We start from the raw sequence: 18340 nt of genomic DNA on the forward strand, positions 1-18340 counted from the left end.
GCGTCTCCTCGGATCGTCGTGGTCAGTGGTCCCGGACCAGGCGCGCGTACGCGCCGTCCGCGGCGACCAGTTGCTCGTGGGTGCCGCGCTCCACCTCCCGGCCACCGTCGAGCACGACGATCAGGTCGCAGTCGCGGACGGTGGACAGGCGGTGGGCGACGATCAGGCAGGTCGCCCCGCGCCGGCGCAGGTGCAGGTCGATCCGGCGTTCGGTCTCGGCGTCCAACGCGCTGGTGGCCTCGTCCAGCACCAGCACCCGCGGATTGCGCACGAGCGCGCGGGCGATCTCCAACCGCTGCCGCTGCCCGCCGGAGAAGTTGCGGGCGTTCTCCCGTACCGGACTGGCCAGGCCGCCCGGTCGGGCCGCGACCTCGTCGTAGAGGCAGGCGTCGGTCAGCGCGGTGACCACGTCGTCGTCGGCGACCGTGAGGTCCCACATGGTGACGTTGTCCCGGACGCTGCCCTCGAACAGCCGCTGGTCCTGGTCCACCATGGCGACGGTGGCCGCCCAGAGGCCGGCGTCGGCCCCGGACCGTTCCAGGCCGTCCACGGTCACCCGGCCGGTCCACGGCCGGTAGAGCCCGGCGACCAGCCGACCCACCGTCGACTTGCCGCTGCCCGAGCGCCCGACCAGCGCCACCCGGGCCCCCGGCGGCAGGTCCAGGCTGAAGTTCTCCAGCAGCGGACGGCCCAGCGGGTTGTAGCCGAAGGTCACCTCCTCGATGCGCAGGTGCCCCTCCATCGGCGTCAACGGCCGGTCGGGTCGCTCGTCGTCCGCCGGCAGCGGGTAGCGCTCCACGTCGCGAAGCCGGTTGAGGTCGGCGCTCATGTCCTGCAACCGCGAGCCGAGCGCGGTGAGGTTGCCCAACGGGCGGTTCATCGCGGCGGCCAGGCTCTGCATGCCGACCAGCACGCCGACGCTCATCGCCTCCGCCACCACCTGCCGGCTGCCCAGTCCCAGCAGCACCGCGGTGGTCCCCGAGGCCAGGAACGCGGGCAGGACGGAGAGCACCGCGGTGGGCACCCCCAGCCGCTGCTGGCGGGTGGCGACGGTGGCGGTACGCGCCGCGAACCGGGCCACGGCGCGCTCCTCCTCCCCGCCGGCCTTCACCGTCTCGATCATCTGGACCGTGGTGTACACGGTGGTCACCACCTTGCTCCGGTCCGCCTGGAGTCCGGCCACGGCGATCGACCGGGTCGAGGCGACGTAGCGCAGCACGCTGACGTTCAACCCCGCCAGGACCACCGCGCACAGCCCGAGCAGCAGGTCGTACTGGCAGAGCAGGGCCCCGTACGCCAGCACCAGCGCGGTGTCGATCACGGTGGTGGCCGCCCGCCGGGTGAGCACCTCGGCGACCACCTCGTTGCCGCGGACCCGCTGGCTGAGGTCGGCGGCCTGCCGCTGGTCGAAGAAGGTCGGCGGCAGTCGCAGCAGATGTCGGAAGAAGCGGGCGGCGCTGCCCAGTGCGAGCGCCGTCTCCGCCCGGACGGTCAGCCGTTGCTGGAGCAGGCTGGCCAGGAACGTCAGCCCGGTGGCCACCGCCACGGCGGCCACCAGGCCGGCGAACGCGGCCCGGTCCTCCTGGAGCAGCACCCGGTCGACGAAGATCTGGGCCATCACCGGGATGGTCAGACCGACCACCGCGATCAGCAGGCCGAGCAGCAGCATCTGCGCGATCGCCGAGCCGGGGCCGCGCCACCGCTGCGCCAGCGCCCGGAGCAGCCGGTAACGGGTGCCGCCCGGGCGGAACTCCGGGCCGGGCTCCATGGTGAGCACGACGCCGGTGAAGGCGCCGTCGAACTCCGCCCAGCTCACCGCGCGGGGACCGGTGGCCGGATCGTTGATGAAGACCTTGCGGCCGAGCCCCTCCAGCACCACGAAGTGCTCGAACCGCCAGAACAGCACCGCCGGCAGCGCCACCGTCGCCAGGCCGGGCAGGTCCATCTGGAAGCCCTTGGCCACCATCCCGTACCGGCGGGCGCCCTTGAGCACGGTGGCCGCGGTGGAGCCGTCCCGGCTCACCCCGCACACCCGGCGCAACTCCTCCAGGGGTACGTGCCGGCCGTGGTGGCCGAGCAGGATGCCGAGCGCGGCGGCGCCGCACTCCACCGCCTCCATCTGGATCAGGGTGGGTGTGCGGACCCGTCGGCGTCGGATCCGGGGGATCTCCGGCGCGCTCATCGCCGCAACAACCAGTCGATCGGGTGTTCCCGGTCCACCGTGAACCAGGCGGTGACCTCGCTGGCGGAGTTGAGCTGGAACGGCGGCGGGGACTTGGTCCACCGCAGGCCCCCCGGGGCCGCCGGGTCGGGTTGCAGCGCGACCGTGACCCGGACCACGCTGCCGTGGGCGAGCAGCCGCCGCACGTCCGGCCCGATGCCCAGGAACGCGCGCAGCGACGCCTCGGTCTCCGGGAACGCGCCGACCGTGGTCACCTGGCCGGCCAGGGTGCCGAACACGTTGCGCGGCGCCGCCGCGGCGGCCACCTCGACCGGAACGCCGGGTTGCAGCAGCGGCGCGGCGACGGCGGGGGCGTAGACGACGGCCTGCAACGCGTCGCCGGCGGCGTCGAGCCGTTCCAGGTCGGCCAGGTGCGTGCCCGGTGTGACGATCTCGCCCTCCGACACCAGCCAGGCGACGACGTACGCGTCTCCCGGCGCGGTCTCCACCCGTACCTTCCCGTCGGCGGTGCGCAGGCTGTAGAGCGGGGTGCCCTTGGGCACCCGCTGGTGCGGTGACGCCCACACCTTGGTGACCTGGCCGCCGTCGAGCGCGTCGAGGGCGGAGATCCCGTTGGAGTGGATCAGCACGCCGGCCGCCTCGACGGTCCGGGGCACCACCGTGCGCACCGACCAGACCCCCGCCGCGACCACCACGATGACCAGCGCGGCGGTGGCCAGCCAGTTCGGCACCGTGGTCAGCCGGACCGCCCGGTCCAGTTGCTCCGGCGCCTCCAACTGGCGCAGCGCCTGCCGCCGGAACTTCACGGCCGGTCCCCCGTCGCGGCCGGCACGTCGACGCGGCGGGAGCCGAGCAGGAAATCGGCCACGCTCGGCTCGACCAGCGGGTCGAGCCCGGACAACTCGGCGAAGGCCTGGGAGTCACCGGCGCCGAGGGCGCACGGCGCCAGCCCCATCGCGGTGGCGACCAGGTACATCTGCTGGGTCAGCACACCCGCGTCCTTGAGAATCATCGCGTAGCTCATCCCTTCGTACTTCCACATCAGCCGCTGGACCCGGGCGGTGACCACCAGGACCGTCTGCGGCGGGCGGGGCATGGCGCCGGCCGCCCGGGCGTACGCCAGCAGCCGGTCGGCGGCCGGCTCCCAGCCGGCGACCGGCTCCAGCCGGTGCCCGACGGCGTCGTAGTGGTAGAGCCCGGGGTCGAGCCCGGCGCAGCGCGCGACCAGCGGATAGATCTCCAGCTCGTGGATGCCGCCGCCGCCCGGGTACGGCCGGTGGCCCACCTCCTGCCCGCCGACCTCGCCGACGACGGTGGTGTGCTGCGACCGGTACAGGAACTCCGCCAGCCGCTCCACCGGCAGCGGGGAGGCGTCGTCGTGGTCGCGCACGCTACGCCGATCCGCGACGACCTGGCTGAACGCCGGGTCCCCCTTGGCGATCGTCGCGAGGTCCGGCAGCGGCAGCTCGACCGCCCGACCCCGGTCGTACGGGCGGCGCAGCGGTTGCGGGGCGAAACGCTCCCGCATCCGGTAGGTGCCGCCCACCGGCAGCGCGTGCCCGCCGGCCCGGGAACGCTGGTGCAGCCGCAGCTCCTCCGGCGACCAGTAGGCCAGCGGCGCGTCGTCCTGCTCCGCCTCGAACTCGGCGTCGGTGACCAGGATCCGGGCGGTGGCCAACTCGTCGAGCACCCGGCCGGCGGTCGCCGCCGCGACGCCGAGCGTACGGGCCACCGCGTCCGCACCGACGCCCGGCACGGCGGCGGCCAGCACCGCGCCGAGGGCCGGGTCGACGCAGCCGACCGTGAGCGTGCTCAACGACGACGCGGCCACCAGCATGCCCCGTTCGGGCTGGAGGGTGGCGAAGCGGGACAGCCGGTAGCGGACGCCGGGGGTGTGCGGGCGGCTCTCCGGCAGGCTGCCCCGACCCAGGCCGGTGGGCACCAGGTCGAGCAGCGGCCGGTCGTCGGCCTGGACGCGGCGCTCCAACCAGGAGTGGGCGAGCAACCGGCGCAACAGCAGTTGCGCCGGCAGCACCCGGCTCTCCCCCTCCAGGCCGCTGATCAGCCGGCTCACCTCGACGTCGCTGACCCAGTCGGCGGCGAGCCGCAGCAGCAGCGCCCGCCGGCCCATCCCGGGCTGCCCCAGGGTGAGCCGGAAGCGGGTCTGCCGCAGCGTCAGCGAGCCGTCCTCACCGGGCCGCAGCTCGGCGTCGCGGCGTAGCCGGTACGACTCCTGGACCGGCGGGCCGCCGCCGGAGCCGCTCACCACGGTGGTCATCTCCCCATCCCTCCCACGTTCCCCGGCTGGCCGGGGGCGGCGGCTAGAAGAACACGTTCAGCGGGTTGGCCGCCGTCTCGTCGACGGCCAGCGGGTCGCGGCCGAGGCGGGCCGGCGCGTCCCACAGCCGGCCCGGCCCGAGCCGCCGCCAGAAGTGCCGCAGCCCCGGGACTACGACCTTCACCACCGCCAGGTCCACGTCCGGGCGGGACTGGTCGACGACGATCACCTCCAGGCCGGCCCGCTCCGCCCGGCGTACGCACCGACGCACGTCGTCACCGACGTCGCCGGTGGTCAGCGTCGGGTGGTCCGCGGCGGTGCGGGGCGGCCGGGTGGGGTCCGGGGACAGCCAGGGTTGGTCGGCCACCCGCACCGTGCCGAACCAGCGCGCGGTGTCCGGGTCGTCGACGCCGTACCGGTTGCGCGCGGAGGTGGGGCCGGGAACGGCGGGCAGGAACTGGTTCACCTCGGTGAGCGCGCGGGTCAACGCGACCCGCGCGTCCAGGTGCGCGCCGAAGCCGACCAGGACGTCCTCCGGGCCGCCGTCGACCCGCCGGGACACCGCGGCGAACGCCGGTACGCCCAGGTCGGCGGTCAGGTCGAGGGCCCACAGCTCGCGGCGCAGGGCGGTGGCGTGATGGTCGACGCAGGCGGCGGTCCACGGGTCGCCGAACGAGGCGAGGTCCACCCCGGGCATCCGGGAACGGTGGTACCACCACAGGGCCACGCTGTCGCGCTCGACGAGTTCGCAGAAGCCCTGCAGGATCGCCTCGGACAGGTTGCCGCCGGCCGCGCAGCCGTTCGAGTCGGCCGAGCACACCCCCAGCCCGGTCAGCTCCGGATGCCCGTACCAGCAGTAGGCGGCGGGCAGCTCGCGCGGCGCCTGCCGGGTCAGTGACCAGCCGGTGGTCCAGTCCAGCTCCGCCTCGTCGGGCAGCGGACGCGGGACGCGGTGCAGGTGGCCCAGGCCGCGGTTGAGCCGCTCCCGGTCGGCGTACTGGCGGTCCGAGAACAGCAGCAGCTCCCGCAGGTGCACCGCGCGCTCCGGACCGAGCTGCCGGTACGTCGCCCGGTGCACCGGACGGTCGCCACGCCACACCCCGCAGTAGCGTTCCACCGCCTCCCCGACCGCGCTCATCCGGGCCTGGAGGTCGGTGCGGCCCTTGCCGCCGCTCTGCCCGCGCAGGTTGCGGCGCAGCGCGGCGAGCTGGCGGGGTTGGGCGAAGTTGTGCCCGGCGGAGTAGGTGTGGGTGACACCGTTGTCGGTCGCCTCCAGCGGGGTCAGCCGGCTCACCACGCCCAGGTAGCGGCTGACGTGGTGGGCGAGCGCGGCGTACGTCTCGGCGGGTTCCCGGGTGCGGGCGTCCCCGGCCCGGCTGGGCTGCGCGCCGCTCGGTGGCAGGTCGATCCGGGGGTCGGCCTTGCCCACCAGGTCCGGGTCGCCGCAAGCGGGGCACTGCGGCTGGCGTACGAGCTGGTGGCTCTCCGTGCTCAGGTCCCGGGTGTCCAGGGCGACCATCCGGCCGGTGAGGCGCGGCGACGTGCCCCGGACGGCGAGCACGGCGAGTTCGGCGGCGAGCAGCCCGGCCGCCGTGGTGGCCAGTCCGGGCAGCACCGCCCGGCCGGGCTGCGGCAGTCCGCCGCCCGGTTCCTGCCCACCCAGATACGCGGTGACCTGCTCGTTCTCCTGCCAGCGTTGGCGCAGGCAGGCCCAGCAGCCGGTCCGGCCGGGCACCAGGTGCGGGCCGAGGAGGACGACGTTGCCGTGCGGCCGGGCCAGGGTCCACGCGCGACCGGCGGCCAGATGACGGTCGTTGATCCGGGCCAGCCGGGGATCGAGCATGGACGACGGCAGCACCAGCACCTGGGCGTCGCCCGGGTCGGCGTCCGGCGCGTCCGGTCCGACCACCGTGGCGGCGAGCCCGAGCGCGCACAGCGCTGCGGCGGTCTCGGCCACGCCGGGCGACCCGAGGTCCACCACCACGACCGGCCCACCGGTCATCCACCGTCGCCCGGCCTCGGGTGGGACACCTCGGGCGTCCCAGCCGGCGGCCTCGGCCGGCGAGGTGCCCGCCGGACCGGACACCAGCAGGCCGTGGTCGCGCAGCCGGGCGAGGGCGGCGGCGACGGCGGTGACCGGGTGCCGGACGGCCAGCCGGGCCACCACGTCGGCCAGCGGCGCGGCGCCGTCGAGCTGATCGGCCAGCTCCGCCGCGACCGGGTCGTCGATGAGCAGGCTGCGCGTTTCCCCCAGCACCACGAGTGGACCGTCGGGCAGCCGTACCGGTAGGTAGTCCGATCGGAAGCGCGGACGCCACATGGTTCCTCCCGAGCCTGGTGGCCGGACCGCGGCACCGCCGGTCCGGCCGGCGATCACGGCTGCTGCCATCGTCGCGGTCGGGGACCGCCGGGCCCGAGTGATGCCACCGGTTTCTGCCGTCGGTGGCCCCCGTGGTCAGCCGGCGGTGACGGTCAGCGCGGTGTCGTTGAGCCCCAGCACCGAGGTGTTCACCGTCTGCGCCGGCACCAGCAGCAGGAAGGTCTCCACCCGGCTGACCCGGATCGACTTCCCGCTGACGGGCGCGCGGTGGCCGGTGGCGATCAGGTCCGGGCTCTGCGGCACCATCTGGACGGTGCCCGGTCCGTCGGGGGTGGAGCGGAGCGTGTCGGTGGCGTGGATGGTCAGGAAGACCAGCGTGCCGGTCGGCGCCGCGACCGCGCAGTCCGACCACTCCGCCCGGTCCATCGTCCGCCGCACCGTGGCCCCGACGCCGGCGAGCTGCTGCCCGTAGACCTCCCAGCCACCGGCGAACTGGCCGTCGAGCAGTGTGCTGGAGGCGACGAGGGATCGGTTGCCCGTGCTCGTCCCGATGCTGCGGGCGAACACCTCGGCGGCGAGGGCGCGGCGGCTGGTCTCGTCCGGGACGGCGCCACCCCGGGTGGCCGGCCGGCCGTCGATGCTCCGGGCGACCACCAGCGAGGGTTGGGTCACCTGCACGTTGTGGCTGAGCTTCCACTGGCCGTCGGCGCCGAGCACGAACTGGCTGACGTCGGTGGGGGCCAGCTCCGAGCCGGCCAGCCGGAGGGTGGCCGTGGCCAGGAAACAGGTCGGGTCGCCGGGCGGCACCGCGAAGACCGGGTTGACGTGCTGGAACGACGGCTGCGTACGCTGGTTGTACACGGCCCGGCGGACCGCGGCGATGCTGAGGTCCAACGAGGGCGAGCTCTCCTGCGCGCGCAGCCCCTCGACGTCGCCGGCCACCGAGGCGGCCGAGTCGGCCTGGTCGAAGGCGGTGAGCACCAGCGTGGCCCGCTCCCGACCGAAGGTGGCCGCCCCCGACGGCGCCGGAGTGGCCGCGTCCACCGGCTCGCCCCCACAGCCGCCCAGCACGAGCAGCGCCGTCACGGCGGCGAGGGCACGCGGGCTCCCGACGGATCCTCTGCCCAGCATCTCGTCCTCCATCCGCCACCGGTGCGCGGGAATCGCGCCCGGTGCAGTCGAGTATGTGAGCGGTCGTCGGGCCCCGCCGGTGGCGGCGCGGCCTCGTGCTGCCCGGCCCGCCGGCGTGACACGAAAAGACGTCACCCGGCCCGGTTCGCGGTCACCGATCGGTGGCGTCGAGCCGGGCGACCCAGGCGACCAGCCCCGACCGGGACGCCACACCCGCCTTGCGGTAGATCCGGGTCAGGTGCGCCTCCACCGTCCGGGGGCTGATGTTCAACTGCCGTCCGATCAGGCGGCTGGTGGCCCCGGTCGCGGCCAGGCGGGCGATGCGCCACTCCCGGTCGGTCAGCGCGGCCACCTCGTGCGGGCCGAGCGGCCGGGCCAGGCGCAGGCCGACCCGTTCCGTCCCGCACCATCCGGCCAGCTCCAGCGCCCGGCGGCGGGCCCGCGCGGCCGGGCCGGCCTGACCCGCGGCCTCGGCCGCCCGGGCCAGGGAGGCCAGCGCGAGGCTGCGCCGCAGCGCCATCCCGCCGGTGTGGAACAGGTCCGCCGCGGTCTCCAGGTGCGGCAGCGCCGCCTCGACCTCACCACGGGCGAGCAGCACCTCGCCGTACGCCGACGCGGCGAAACCCCGCTGCCCGGACAGGCCGGTCCGGTCCGCCCCGGCCGCCGCCAGTCGCGCCTGCCGCTCGGCGTCGGTCACCTCGCCGGAGGCGAGCGCGGCGGCGCAGAGCAGCTCGTGCCACATCGGCCGCAGGGTGCTCTGGAGGCGGCTCAGCCGGTCGTCGCCGCCGGCGGAGCGCACCAGCTCGACGCAGGTCGCCGGGTCGCCGGCCAGCAGGGCCGCGGTCGCCAGGGCGGTCGCCGCGGTACGCCCGCACCAGGTCGCCAGGTCGCTGGCGCTGTCCACGGCGCTGCGGGCCAGCGCCACCGCCCGGTCGTCGTCCCGGGGGCCGCCACGCCACGCCGTCGCCTCCGCCTCGAACGCGAGGGCGAAGCTGAGCAGGTCACGACTGCCGATGCGCCGGGCGACGATGCCCGCCTCGGTGGCCAACTCGATCGCCGTGGTCAGCTTGCCGCTGTGGTAGGCCACCTGGCTGCGGCCGAGCAGCAGTTGGCACAGTCCGTCGTCGCGGTGCGCGGCGCGTACCAGCGTCAGCCCCCGGTCGAGGTGCCGCACCGCGTCGGCCTGCCGTTCGAGGTACAGCGCGGTCAGGCCGAGCGCGGTCAGGCAGTCGGGATGGTCCCGCACGTCCCGGTCCGGCCGCGCGTCGACGATCCGGGCACCGGCGTCGAGCAGGCCCCGGGCGTCGTCGAGCGCGCCGTCGTGCACGGCGGCCAGGCCGCGTACGGCCAGCAGCCCGGCCCGGTCCAGGTCCCCGTCGCAGCCGTCGGTGCCGTCGGTGAGCGGGTCGGGCGGCCAGGTGGCCGGGCGGCCGGCCAGGATGCTGGCGGCGCCGATCTCGGTGGCGAGTCGGTAGCCGCCGGTGGGGCCGGCGGTCGCCGGCAGGGCGGCCAGTTCGCGTCGGCTGATCGCCGCCGCCTGCGCGTAGTTGCCGAGCAGGCGTTCCACCCGCGCCCAGAGCGCCACCGCCCGGGTCCGTCGTCCCTCCGCGTCGGCGGGGAACAGGGGCACGACCTCCTGGAGCAGGGCCCGGCTCTCGGCCAGATCGCCCGCCTCCCCGGTGATCCGGGCCAGCGCCAGCGACACGTCCCGGCGACGCCGCGTCGACCCGGCGGCCGGTCGCAGCGCCCGCAGCGCCAGCCGCAGCCAGTGGATGGCCAGGTCCGGTGTCTCGCGCCGGACCTCCTGCGCGGCCCCGTAGAGCACGTCGACGCAGCGATCGGCCCAGCGGCCGTCCGACCGGACGAGCAGGCGCTCGGCGTAACGGGCCCGGTCCGCGGGCGGCGCACCCAGCTCGACCAGCGCGGTGAGCGCCCGCGCGCACGCGTCGGCCCGCCACGCCGGGTCGGTGTCCTGGGCGACCGCCATCCGCAGCACCGGATGCCGCAGGGCGAACCGTCCGGTGCCGGGCACGCGACGGAGCAGATCGAGCCGGGCCAGCCGCCAGCCGGCCTCGACCGCCAGCGCCGTCGGTACCTGCGCGACCTCGGCGAGCAGGTCGGGCGTGACGGGCGTGTCGACCACCGCCGCGGCCCGCAGGCAGGCCAGCTCGACGGCCGGCAGACCCGCCCACTCGCGGCGCAGCACGGCCATCGCCGCGTCGGACAGCCGGGCGTCCCGGGGTTCCCGGGTCGAGGCGGGACCGCCCGGCAGCGCCGTCAGGTAACCGGGGTTGCCGCCGGTCAGGTCGTACCGGGCACGCAGCTCCGCCGGATCGACGCCGGGGTGCAGGAGCGCGACGTCGGCCAGGCTCAGGGGACGCAGCTCGATCCGGTCGCGCGTCAGCGACGCCGAATCGGCGTGCTCACCCGGCGGACCGAACGGCATCGGAGTCGCCGTCTGCCTCGGCCGGTAGACGAGCACGAGCAGCAGCGGGGCCGGCACCGGATACCGCAACAGGTGGGCGACCAGGCCGGCGGAGGCGGCGTCCGCCCAGTGCAGGTCGTCGAGGACCAGCGCGAGACCGTCCCGGGCGGCGAGACCGATCAGCCGGCGGGCCAACTGGTAGGTCCGGAACCGCCGGGCGTCCGACGCCAGTGGCGTCGGGGCGGACTCGGCCCAGTTCTCCCCGGCGCCGATGGACCGCCCCGCGCCGAGCCCGTGCCGGGGTGGCTGTCGCGCGGCGAAGGCGTGCCGGAACACGTGGAACGGGACCGCCCGCTCGTCCGGGGCGCAGATCCCGACCGCCGACGCGACGTCGGGGGCGTACCGCTCCAGCGCCTCGCGGACGAACCGGGTCTTGCCGATGCCCGGCTCCCCGACCACCTCGCAGACCACCTGCCGCCCGCGAGTCAGCGCGGCGGCCTGGGTCCGCCCGAACTGCGCCAACTGTGGTTGCCGCCCGACGAAGCCCGGGCCCGTCGGCGCATTTTCCAGCCCAGTCGTCATCACGCAGCGAAACGCTTTCCGGCAAACTCCAAAGGGGATTGCCGCACTATACCGGAGCGCCGTCGATTGCCGGAAATTCGATCTATATCCGCAGGTGAGGATGGGTGCGATCCGTTTCTCGGCACGATGTCCCCGAAGCCCGATAAATTGCCTCGGATGCCGCGATCCCGATTATTCGGCAGCCCTCGATGTCGGATTCGCCCGCCTACTGGAACGTGATGGTCGACGCCCAGCTCGGGCACACCGCCGCGAGCCGGACGACCACCTCACGCGCCGCCGGGCGGTGCCCGACCTCGGCCGGCGCCATCCGCTCCGCCCGGACCAGGACCTTCGCCGCGCCCTCGGCGTCACCCACCAGGAGGTACGCCCGCGCGGCGTCCACCAGGTGCGCGGCGCGCTGCTCCAGCGGCAGCCACCGCCACCCGTCCGCCTCGATCGCCGTCTCGTGCCGGGCGACCGCCTCGGCACCGTCGCCCCGCTCGACAGCGGCGGCGACCCGCGCCACGTCCACGGCCGCCGGCCCGAACGCGGTCCGGTGGTGGTCGTGCCCGTCGCCCACCCGCGCGGCCAACTCCGCCGCCTCGTCCAACAGCTCACCGGCCGCACGCCCGTCCCCGGCCCGCGCCGCCTGCACCAGCAGCGCCCCACACAACGACAACTCGCCGGGCGGACCGGAATCGAGATCACGCGGCGCGACCCGGTAGGCGGCGGCCAGCAGCACCGACCGCGCCCGCGCGGACGCCCGCAACACCGGACCGAGCTGGACCGCCGCGCAGGCACGCAGCACCGGATCCCCCGCCGCCGCCGACATCGCCCGGTCGGCGGCCAGCCACGCGAGGCTCGTCTCGTCCAGCTTGGTCAGCAACGCCGCCGCCACCCGGTACGCGTCCACCACCGCCGCCCGACCCACCTGCGGCTCCCGCGCCTGCGCGCGTTGAACTTCGGCCAGCAGCTCCGGGAGCTGCTCGACCACCTGCGGATAGCGGGCGTGCCGGTAGGTGTTCCACGCGTGCGCCACGGCCCGGTTCAACCCCTCCGGCGGCGCGTCGCGGCCGGCCGTCATCCCGTAGGTGGAGAGGGCAGCCCGGATACGCGCGACGCCCTCGGTGCGCTCGGCGGCCCCGGGGGGCCGCGCGTCGTCGCCGAGGAGGGTGGCCGCGTCGACCCGCAGCACCGCCGCGACCTCCCGGATCGTCGACACCCGCTCCAGCGACCGTACGCCGCGCTCGACCTTGTCCACCCAGCTCTTCGACTTGCCCAACCGGTCGGCCAACATCTGCTGCGACAGCTTGCGATGCGCCCGCAGGTAGGCGACGCGCCGGCCGATCGGAAGCCGCTCACCGGTCACGACGCCACCGCCGATCCGGCACCGCCCGGGTGGTGTCCGCCACCGGTGTTCGCTCCGCCTCGGCCTGCGCGATGATCCGTTGCCGCGCCGCCTCGCGCTCCGCGGCTTCCGCCTGCTCGCCTCGGTTGTCTCCCCGATCACGCCGATTGCCCATCAGTGCCCCCTTCGGAGAAGGGCACGGCGATGGGCCCACACCGTCGCGCCCGGAGGAGACGCGATCGGATCACCGCATCCCTGTGAGCGGGACGCTACGGAATGTGCACGGATCGGCTGGAACGCTTACGCACCACTACTGCGTCGTCAGACTCATGCGCTCGCACAGTCCGCGCAACTCCGGTGATGCCGGTCCCCGGCGCAGCAACGACCGCGCCGTTTCGCGGGCCGCGACCGATGAACGGGCATGTTGCGGGCCGGTGCGCTCGGCCGCGAGCAGCATCCGCACCGCCTCGCGATCCCGGCCGATCGCCTCGGCGGCACGCCCCATGTCGAGCCAGAAGTACACCTGCCGGACCGACGGCAGGCCGGTCAGGTCAACGCCCGCCGCCACACTCATGGCCGTTTCCGGCCGGCCGGTGTCGAGCAGGAACGCCATCCGCCACAGCGCCACGTTCCGTGGCCCCCAGGCGAGATCCCACCTGTCTGTCTCCCCGGTGTGCGCGGCGATCAGCGCAGCCTCGGCGAGATGGTCCTCGGCCGCGCCCCGGTCATGCAGGCCGACGAGGTGTAGTGCCCGCGCGAGGTGGAGAAATCCCAGCACGTCCAACGCGCTCTCCGTCGCACTACCCGCGAGGTCCGCCGCCGCCCCGTCGCACCATGCCCGCGCCGGCCGGTACGCCCCCGAGTAGGCGGACACCCGCGCCCGGTTGGCCGCGGCCACCCCGACCGCCACCGGATCGTCGAGCAGCCCGGCCGCCTCGGCGCACCGCTCCGCCGCCAGCCAGGCATGCGCCGGGTAGCTCACGTTCAGCAGGGCACCCATCGCCACGCCGTACACCGGCACCATCTCCGTCAGTGCCGCATGTCGATCTGGCAGGCTGTGCATCGCCGGGACCAGATCGACGAGCCGTCGCAGCGCCCCCGCGTAGTCGCACCGCCCGTACAGGTCCCGCACGAGCGCCGCCTCGCGGTGCACCTGCTCGACCGTGGCCGTCGCGTCGGACCGCGCGCCCATGGGCGTGTCCATCATGGCCCGCCACAACCGTTCGGCGTCGATGCGGGCGGCGTCGAGCTGCCGATCGGCCGGCGTGTACGCCTGCCCGGTCAGATCGGCCGCCGAGCACTCCAGCGCGGCGGCCAGGTCCACGATCATGTACCGGTCGGTGCGCTGCTGGCCACGCTCGATCCGCAACCAGGACGTGTGCGAGATACCGGCGCGGCTTGCCGCGTAGCGGATGCTCCAGCCACGCAGCTCACGGCGTGCTCGGATGCGATCACCGATCGACGGATCGGCGGGGATCGGGCGGCGAGGCATCAGCGGCGCTCCCATACGACGAGCGGCCCCGCCACGACTTGGCGGGCGGCTGCAACAGCAGACGGTACCCCGAATGTGGCCACAAGGGACACCACCCACACCGCGGTTCGGCGTGCCGGTCCCGATGAGATTCTTTGCCGACGGCAGACCGCCGACGCTGGGCTTTCCCCACATCGCCAGCGATGTGAGAAGGGGCCCCTTCTATACCTGAGGCGTTAAGAAGGGGCCCCGCCTTGCACTTAGTTGCGGGTGATGGTGAAGGTGCTGGTGGTGTTGCGGATGTCCTGGGCGTTGTCGGTCAGGCGGAGGTTGGTGAACGTGGCCGCGCCGACCGCCGGCCCCTGGTTCGCCTCGGGCATCTCGTTGACCCAGATGCCGATGCCGGACTTCGCGTCGAACGCGTCACCGCTGCGGCGCGCCCCGGAGATCGAGACGTTCGTGAGCACCGTGTCGGTGATCGGGTTCTCCGGCTGGCTGCCGGTGTACTTGGTCTGGAACATGATCCCGGAGTACGTCGGGTCGACGATGTCCACGTCGCTCACCCGGATGCCGCGGAACTCCTTGGACGCGGAGAACAACCACATCGCGGGGAACGTCTGCGCACCCCAGAAGTGCCCACCGGAGCGGATCAGCGAGATGTTCTCGAACCGGGTGGGCGGGCTCGCGCCGAACCCGACGAACGGGTAGCCGAAGTCCAGCGAGCTGATGGTGATGCCCGAGTACGTCAACTGGTCGGCGATGTAGAGGTTGCGGAAGATGTTGTCGTAGCCGCCGTACACGGCGAAGCCGGCGGCCCGCCAGGTCAGCGTGGCGGTCAGGTTCTCGAAGACGTTGCCGTGGTTGCCGCCGGAGCCGCCCTGGTCGGTGGCGGAGAACAACGCGAACGCGTCGTCACCGTTGGAGCGGCCCTCCGAGTTGGTGACCAGGGCGTTGGTGCTGCCGTTGGTCATGTTCACCGCGTCGGCGAAGGTGTTGCGGAACCGGCTGTCCCGGATGGTCAGCCGGTCGACGCTGACGCCCCAGTACGCGCAGACCGTGTGCTCGACCCAGACGCTGTCCAGGGTCAGGTTGTCCACGTCCTTCAGCTCGCCCCACACCTTGCCCGGACCGTCGATCCGGTTGGTGTAGTTGCCGAAGAACGCCAGGTGGGAGAAGCTCGACCCGCTGGCCGAGGACTCCACCCGGAAACCGGCGTCGGTGTTCTGCTGGTTGGCCGGCGTCTGGAACCGGGTGTACCACATGCCGGCGCCGACGACCTTGACCGCCTTGCCGTACACCTGGAGCTTCTGCGCCGTCTCGTACGTGCCGGCCGGCAGGTAGACGCCGATCAGCGTGCCGCTGGTGTCCATCCGTACCGCGTCCAGCGCGTTCTGCACGTCGGCGTGGCTGAACCCGGTGGGCACCTTGTAGCGGGTCGGGTCCGGGTTGGCGCGCGGCGACACCAGCTCGGTGTTGACGAAGTCGATCGCGTACGTGGTGCTGTTCGCCGGGTCCTTCTGGAGCCGGATCCGGCTGCCCGCCGGGACGGTGGAGTTGAGCAGCACGTTCGCCTCGTCGTAGAGGTGCCGGGGTGCGCCCGCGCTCGGCGAGTCGCTGGGTCCGGCCTCCGCGCCGTAGAGCCAGATGTGCTTCGAGGTGAGGCTGATCGGCTTGTGCAGCACCCCGTTGACGTAGACGTTGAGCGTCGAGTCGATCCCGCCGCCGCCCGGGGCGTCCGGGATGGAGAAGCGGGTGACCAGCGCGTTCGCGGCCGACTTGGTGGTCCACTCGACGTACGCGCCGGTGGTGTTGAGGGTGACCGCGCGTCGGCCGGACGCCTCACCGGCCAGGTCGCCGATGGTGCGGTTCGGCCCGATCACCTGCGCGCCGCCGCCGACGGAGCCGTCCTCGGCCTCGTACGCGTCGTAGCCCAGGTTGGCCCCGCGACCGACGAACAGCGCCCGGTCGCTGGTGTTGTTCTGCCGCTTCACCGGCAGCTCGTTGGCGTCGTCGGCGAGCACCACCCGGACGGTGTACCGGCCGTTGGCGGCGGTCCAGGTGCCGAGCGACACCGGGCCGGCGGTGGCCCCGGCGGCGATCGTGCCGGAGTACGAGCCGGTCAGCGTGCGGACCACGGAACCCGAGTCGTTGAGCACGGTGAGCGTGATGCCGTGCGACCCGCTCGCCGACGCGATCGTGCCCTGGTTGCGCAGCGTCACCGCGAAGCTGACCGTGGTGCCGGCGGCCGGCGTGCCCGGTGACCAGGTCACCGCGGAGGCGACCAGGTCGGAGCTGGCCACCGGGCTGACCGTCAACGCGGTCGGGTTGGTGTAGGAGTTGTTCGCCTCGTTCTGCTCGATCACCGTGTTCAACTCGTCGACCTTGGCGGTGAGCTGGTAGCTGCCGGCGTCACGCGCGCCGATGCTCGCCGAGACGGTGGTGGACGCGCCGGCCGCGAGCGCGCCGACGGCGGCGGTGCCGACCTTCGTCGTACCCAGGTAGAGGTTGACGGTGGTGGCGGCGGACGCGGCGGTGCCGGCGTTGCGCACGGTGGCGGACAGCGTGATCGTGTCGGTCTCCACCGGCGCGGACGGCGAGGCGGTGAGGGCGGTGACGGTGAGGTCCGGGTTGGCCGCCGGCACGCCGATCACCTGGAGTTCGGCGACCTGGCCATTGGACGAGCCGGAGTTCGCGGTGAACTGGAGCCGGACGTCCGCGGCGGTCGCCGAGACCGGGACGGTCACGGTGTTGCTGCTGTTCGGGTTGAAGGAGTACGTCGCGGAGCCGACCAGGCTGGTGAAGCCGGACGCGGACTGTTCCCGGCCGAGCACCTGGAACGTCTGGGTGCGCGCGCCCCACGCCGGGTCGGGGTTGAGCTTCACCACGACCGCGCTGATGCTGGCGTTGGCGCCCAGCGCGACGGTCAGCGTGCTCGGGTACGCGCCCGGCGCACCCTCCCAGTAGGTGGTGACGTCGTTGTCGACGGCGTTGGCCGCGTTGAACACGTGCACCACGGACGAGGCGGTGGCCGGCTTGCCGACCGCCAGGTTGGTGCCGCCGGTGCCGCTGCCGGTGCGGGTGACCGTGTTGCTGTTCGCCGACACGTTGCCGGCGGCGTCGCGCGCCCGGACGTGGTAGGAGACGGTGGCGCTGTCCGGCTGGCTGTCGGTGTACGTCAGCGTGGACCCGCTCACGGTGGTGCGCAGCGACCCGTTGGCGTAGACCTCGTAACCGGTCACGCCGACGTTGTCGGTGGACGCGGTCCAGGTCAGCCGGATCTGCCCGCTCGCCGGCTGGGTGTAGGCGAGGTTACCGGGGGCGGTCGGCGCGGTGGTGTCGCCGGTGCTGCCGGCACGGGTGACCGTGTTGCTGTTCGCCGACACGTTCCCGGCGGCGTCCCGGGCCCGCACGTAGTAGGCGACGGTGGTACCGGCCGGCTGGGTGTCGGTGTACGTCAGCGTGGTGCCGCCGACGCTGGTGCGCAGCACACCGTTGGCGTACACGTCGTAGCCGGTGACGCCGACGTTGTCGGTCGACGCGGTCCAGGTCAGCCGCACCTGGTCGGTGGCCGGCTGGGTGAACGCCAGGTTGCCCGGCGCGCTGGGGGCCTGGGTGTCACCGGTCGCCGGGCCGTAGATCTCCAGCTCGGCGAGCTGCCCGGCGGGCCAGGCGCTGTTCGCGGTGAACAGCAGCCGCAGGTAGCGGGTGGACGCGGTGGGCACGGTGACGCTCACCGTGTTGCCGCCGGCCGGGTCGAACGCGTACGACGCGGAGCCGACGAGCGTGCCGAACGTGGAGCCGTTGGTGCTGCCCTGCACGGTGAGCGTCTGGTTGCGCGCGCCCCAGCCGGTGGGCAGCCGCAGCACCAGCCGGTTGACGCTGGTGGCGGCGCCCAGGTCGGCCTGGATCCACTGCGGGAACGCGTTGTTCGGGCTCTCCCAGTAGGTGGCCGCGTTGCCGTCGTTGGCGTTGCTGGCGGCGTACACGTCGGAGTGACCGCTCTCGGTCATCGTCCTGCCGAGCGCCAGGTTGGTCGACGAGCTGGCGGTGCCGTACACCTCCAGCTCGGCGAGCTGCGCGGCGGCCCAGCCGGTGTTCGCGGTGATGGCCACGCGCAGGTAGCGGGCGTTGGTGGCGGTGAAACCGAGCGTCACCGCGTTGCCGGCGGCCGGGCTGAACGAGCGGGCGGCGGACGCGACGACCGTGGTGAAGCCGCTGCCGTCGGCGCTGGCCTGCACGGACAGCGTCTGGTTACGGGCCTCCCAGGCGGCCGGGAGCTTGAGCACCACCTGGTCGACGGCGCGGCTGGTGCCGAGGTCGACCTGCGCCCACTGGGGCAGCGCGCCGCTGCTCTCCCAGTAGCTGCCCTGGTTGCCGTCGGTCAGGTTGCCGGCCACGAACGAGCCGTTGACGCTGCTGGCGGTCGCGGGGCGGCCGGCGGNGCCGCCGGCGGCGAGGGCCGGTGGGGCCGGCGCCACGGTGACGGCCAGGCCGACCGCGGCGAGCACCGCGACGATTCTGGTACGGAGTCTGGACATGGTGGAGGGACACCTTCTTCCCGGGGGACGTGGAGAGGCGTTGCGGGGTGGGGGATGTGGTGCGGCGGGGACCCGGGCGGGTCCCC

At 74.1% G+C, this 18340-nt stretch carries 10 protein-coding genes; all 10 read right to left on the minus strand.

The features are described 5' to 3' along the window. Positions 1–22 precede the first annotated feature (22 nt). A complete protein-coding gene (locus B1205_RS24605; protein ID WP_089157779.1) occupies positions 23–2182 on the minus strand; it encodes an NHLP family bacteriocin export ABC transporter peptidase/permease/ATPase subunit in 2160 nt (719 codons plus the stop codon). Beyond that, on the minus strand, positions 2179–2988 hold the full coding sequence (locus B1205_RS24610; RefSeq protein ID WP_089157780.1) for an HlyD family efflux transporter periplasmic adaptor subunit: 810 nt from the start codon (positions 2986–2988) through the stop codon (positions 2179–2181). The genes B1205_RS24605 and B1205_RS24610 overlap by 4 nt, the downstream gene beginning before the upstream one ends. Then, entirely contained in the window at positions 2985–4460 is a 1476-nt protein-coding gene (locus B1205_RS24615) for a SagB/ThcOx family dehydrogenase (protein WP_089157781.1), read from the minus strand. The genes B1205_RS24610 and B1205_RS24615 overlap by 4 nt, the downstream gene beginning before the upstream one ends. Positions 4461–4503: 43 nt before the next feature. After that, positions 4504–6780, minus strand: a complete 2277-nt coding sequence (locus B1205_RS24620) for a TOMM precursor leader peptide-binding protein (RefSeq protein WP_089157782.1) — start codon at positions 6778–6780, stop codon at positions 4504–4506. 135 nt (positions 6781–6915) lie between these two features. Then, complete coding sequence (locus tag B1205_RS24625) at positions 6916–7911, minus strand: hypothetical protein (RefSeq protein WP_140158138.1); 996 nt, start codon at positions 7909–7911, stop codon at positions 6916–6918. A gap of 151 nt (positions 7912–8062) precedes the next feature. Next, positions 8063–10918, minus strand: a complete 2856-nt coding sequence (locus B1205_RS24630; RefSeq protein ID WP_089157784.1) for a helix-turn-helix transcriptional regulator — start codon at positions 10916–10918, stop codon at positions 8063–8065. Between the two features lie 205 nt (positions 10919–11123). After that, positions 11124–12266: a helix-turn-helix domain-containing protein gene (locus tag B1205_RS32810; protein ID WP_303395040.1), complete on the minus strand. Its 1143-nt coding sequence runs from the start codon at positions 12264–12266 to the stop codon at positions 11124–11126. After that, entirely contained in the window at positions 12256–12420 is a 165-nt protein-coding gene (locus tag B1205_RS32310; protein ID WP_254910178.1) for a hypothetical protein, read from the minus strand. Before B1205_RS32310 ends, B1205_RS32810 begins: the two co-directional genes overlap by 11 nt. A gap of 135 nt (positions 12421–12555) precedes the next feature. Next, the gene (locus B1205_RS24640) at positions 12556–13704 is read right to left on the minus strand and encodes a helix-turn-helix domain-containing protein (RefSeq protein ID WP_254910188.1); all 1149 of its coding nucleotides are present in this window, start codon (positions 13702–13704) and stop codon (positions 12556–12558) included. A gap of 272 nt (positions 13705–13976) precedes the next feature. After that, positions 13977–18254, minus strand: coding sequence for a discoidin domain-containing protein (locus B1205_RS24645; RefSeq protein WP_089157900.1), 4278 nt, complete (start codon positions 18252–18254; stop codon positions 13977–13979). Positions 18255–18340: the final 86 nt, after the last annotated feature.

This window comes from Micromonospora sp. NBS 11-29 (assembly GCF_002140155.1).
Lineage (GTDB): Bacteria > Actinomycetota > Actinomycetes > Mycobacteriales > Micromonosporaceae > Micromonospora.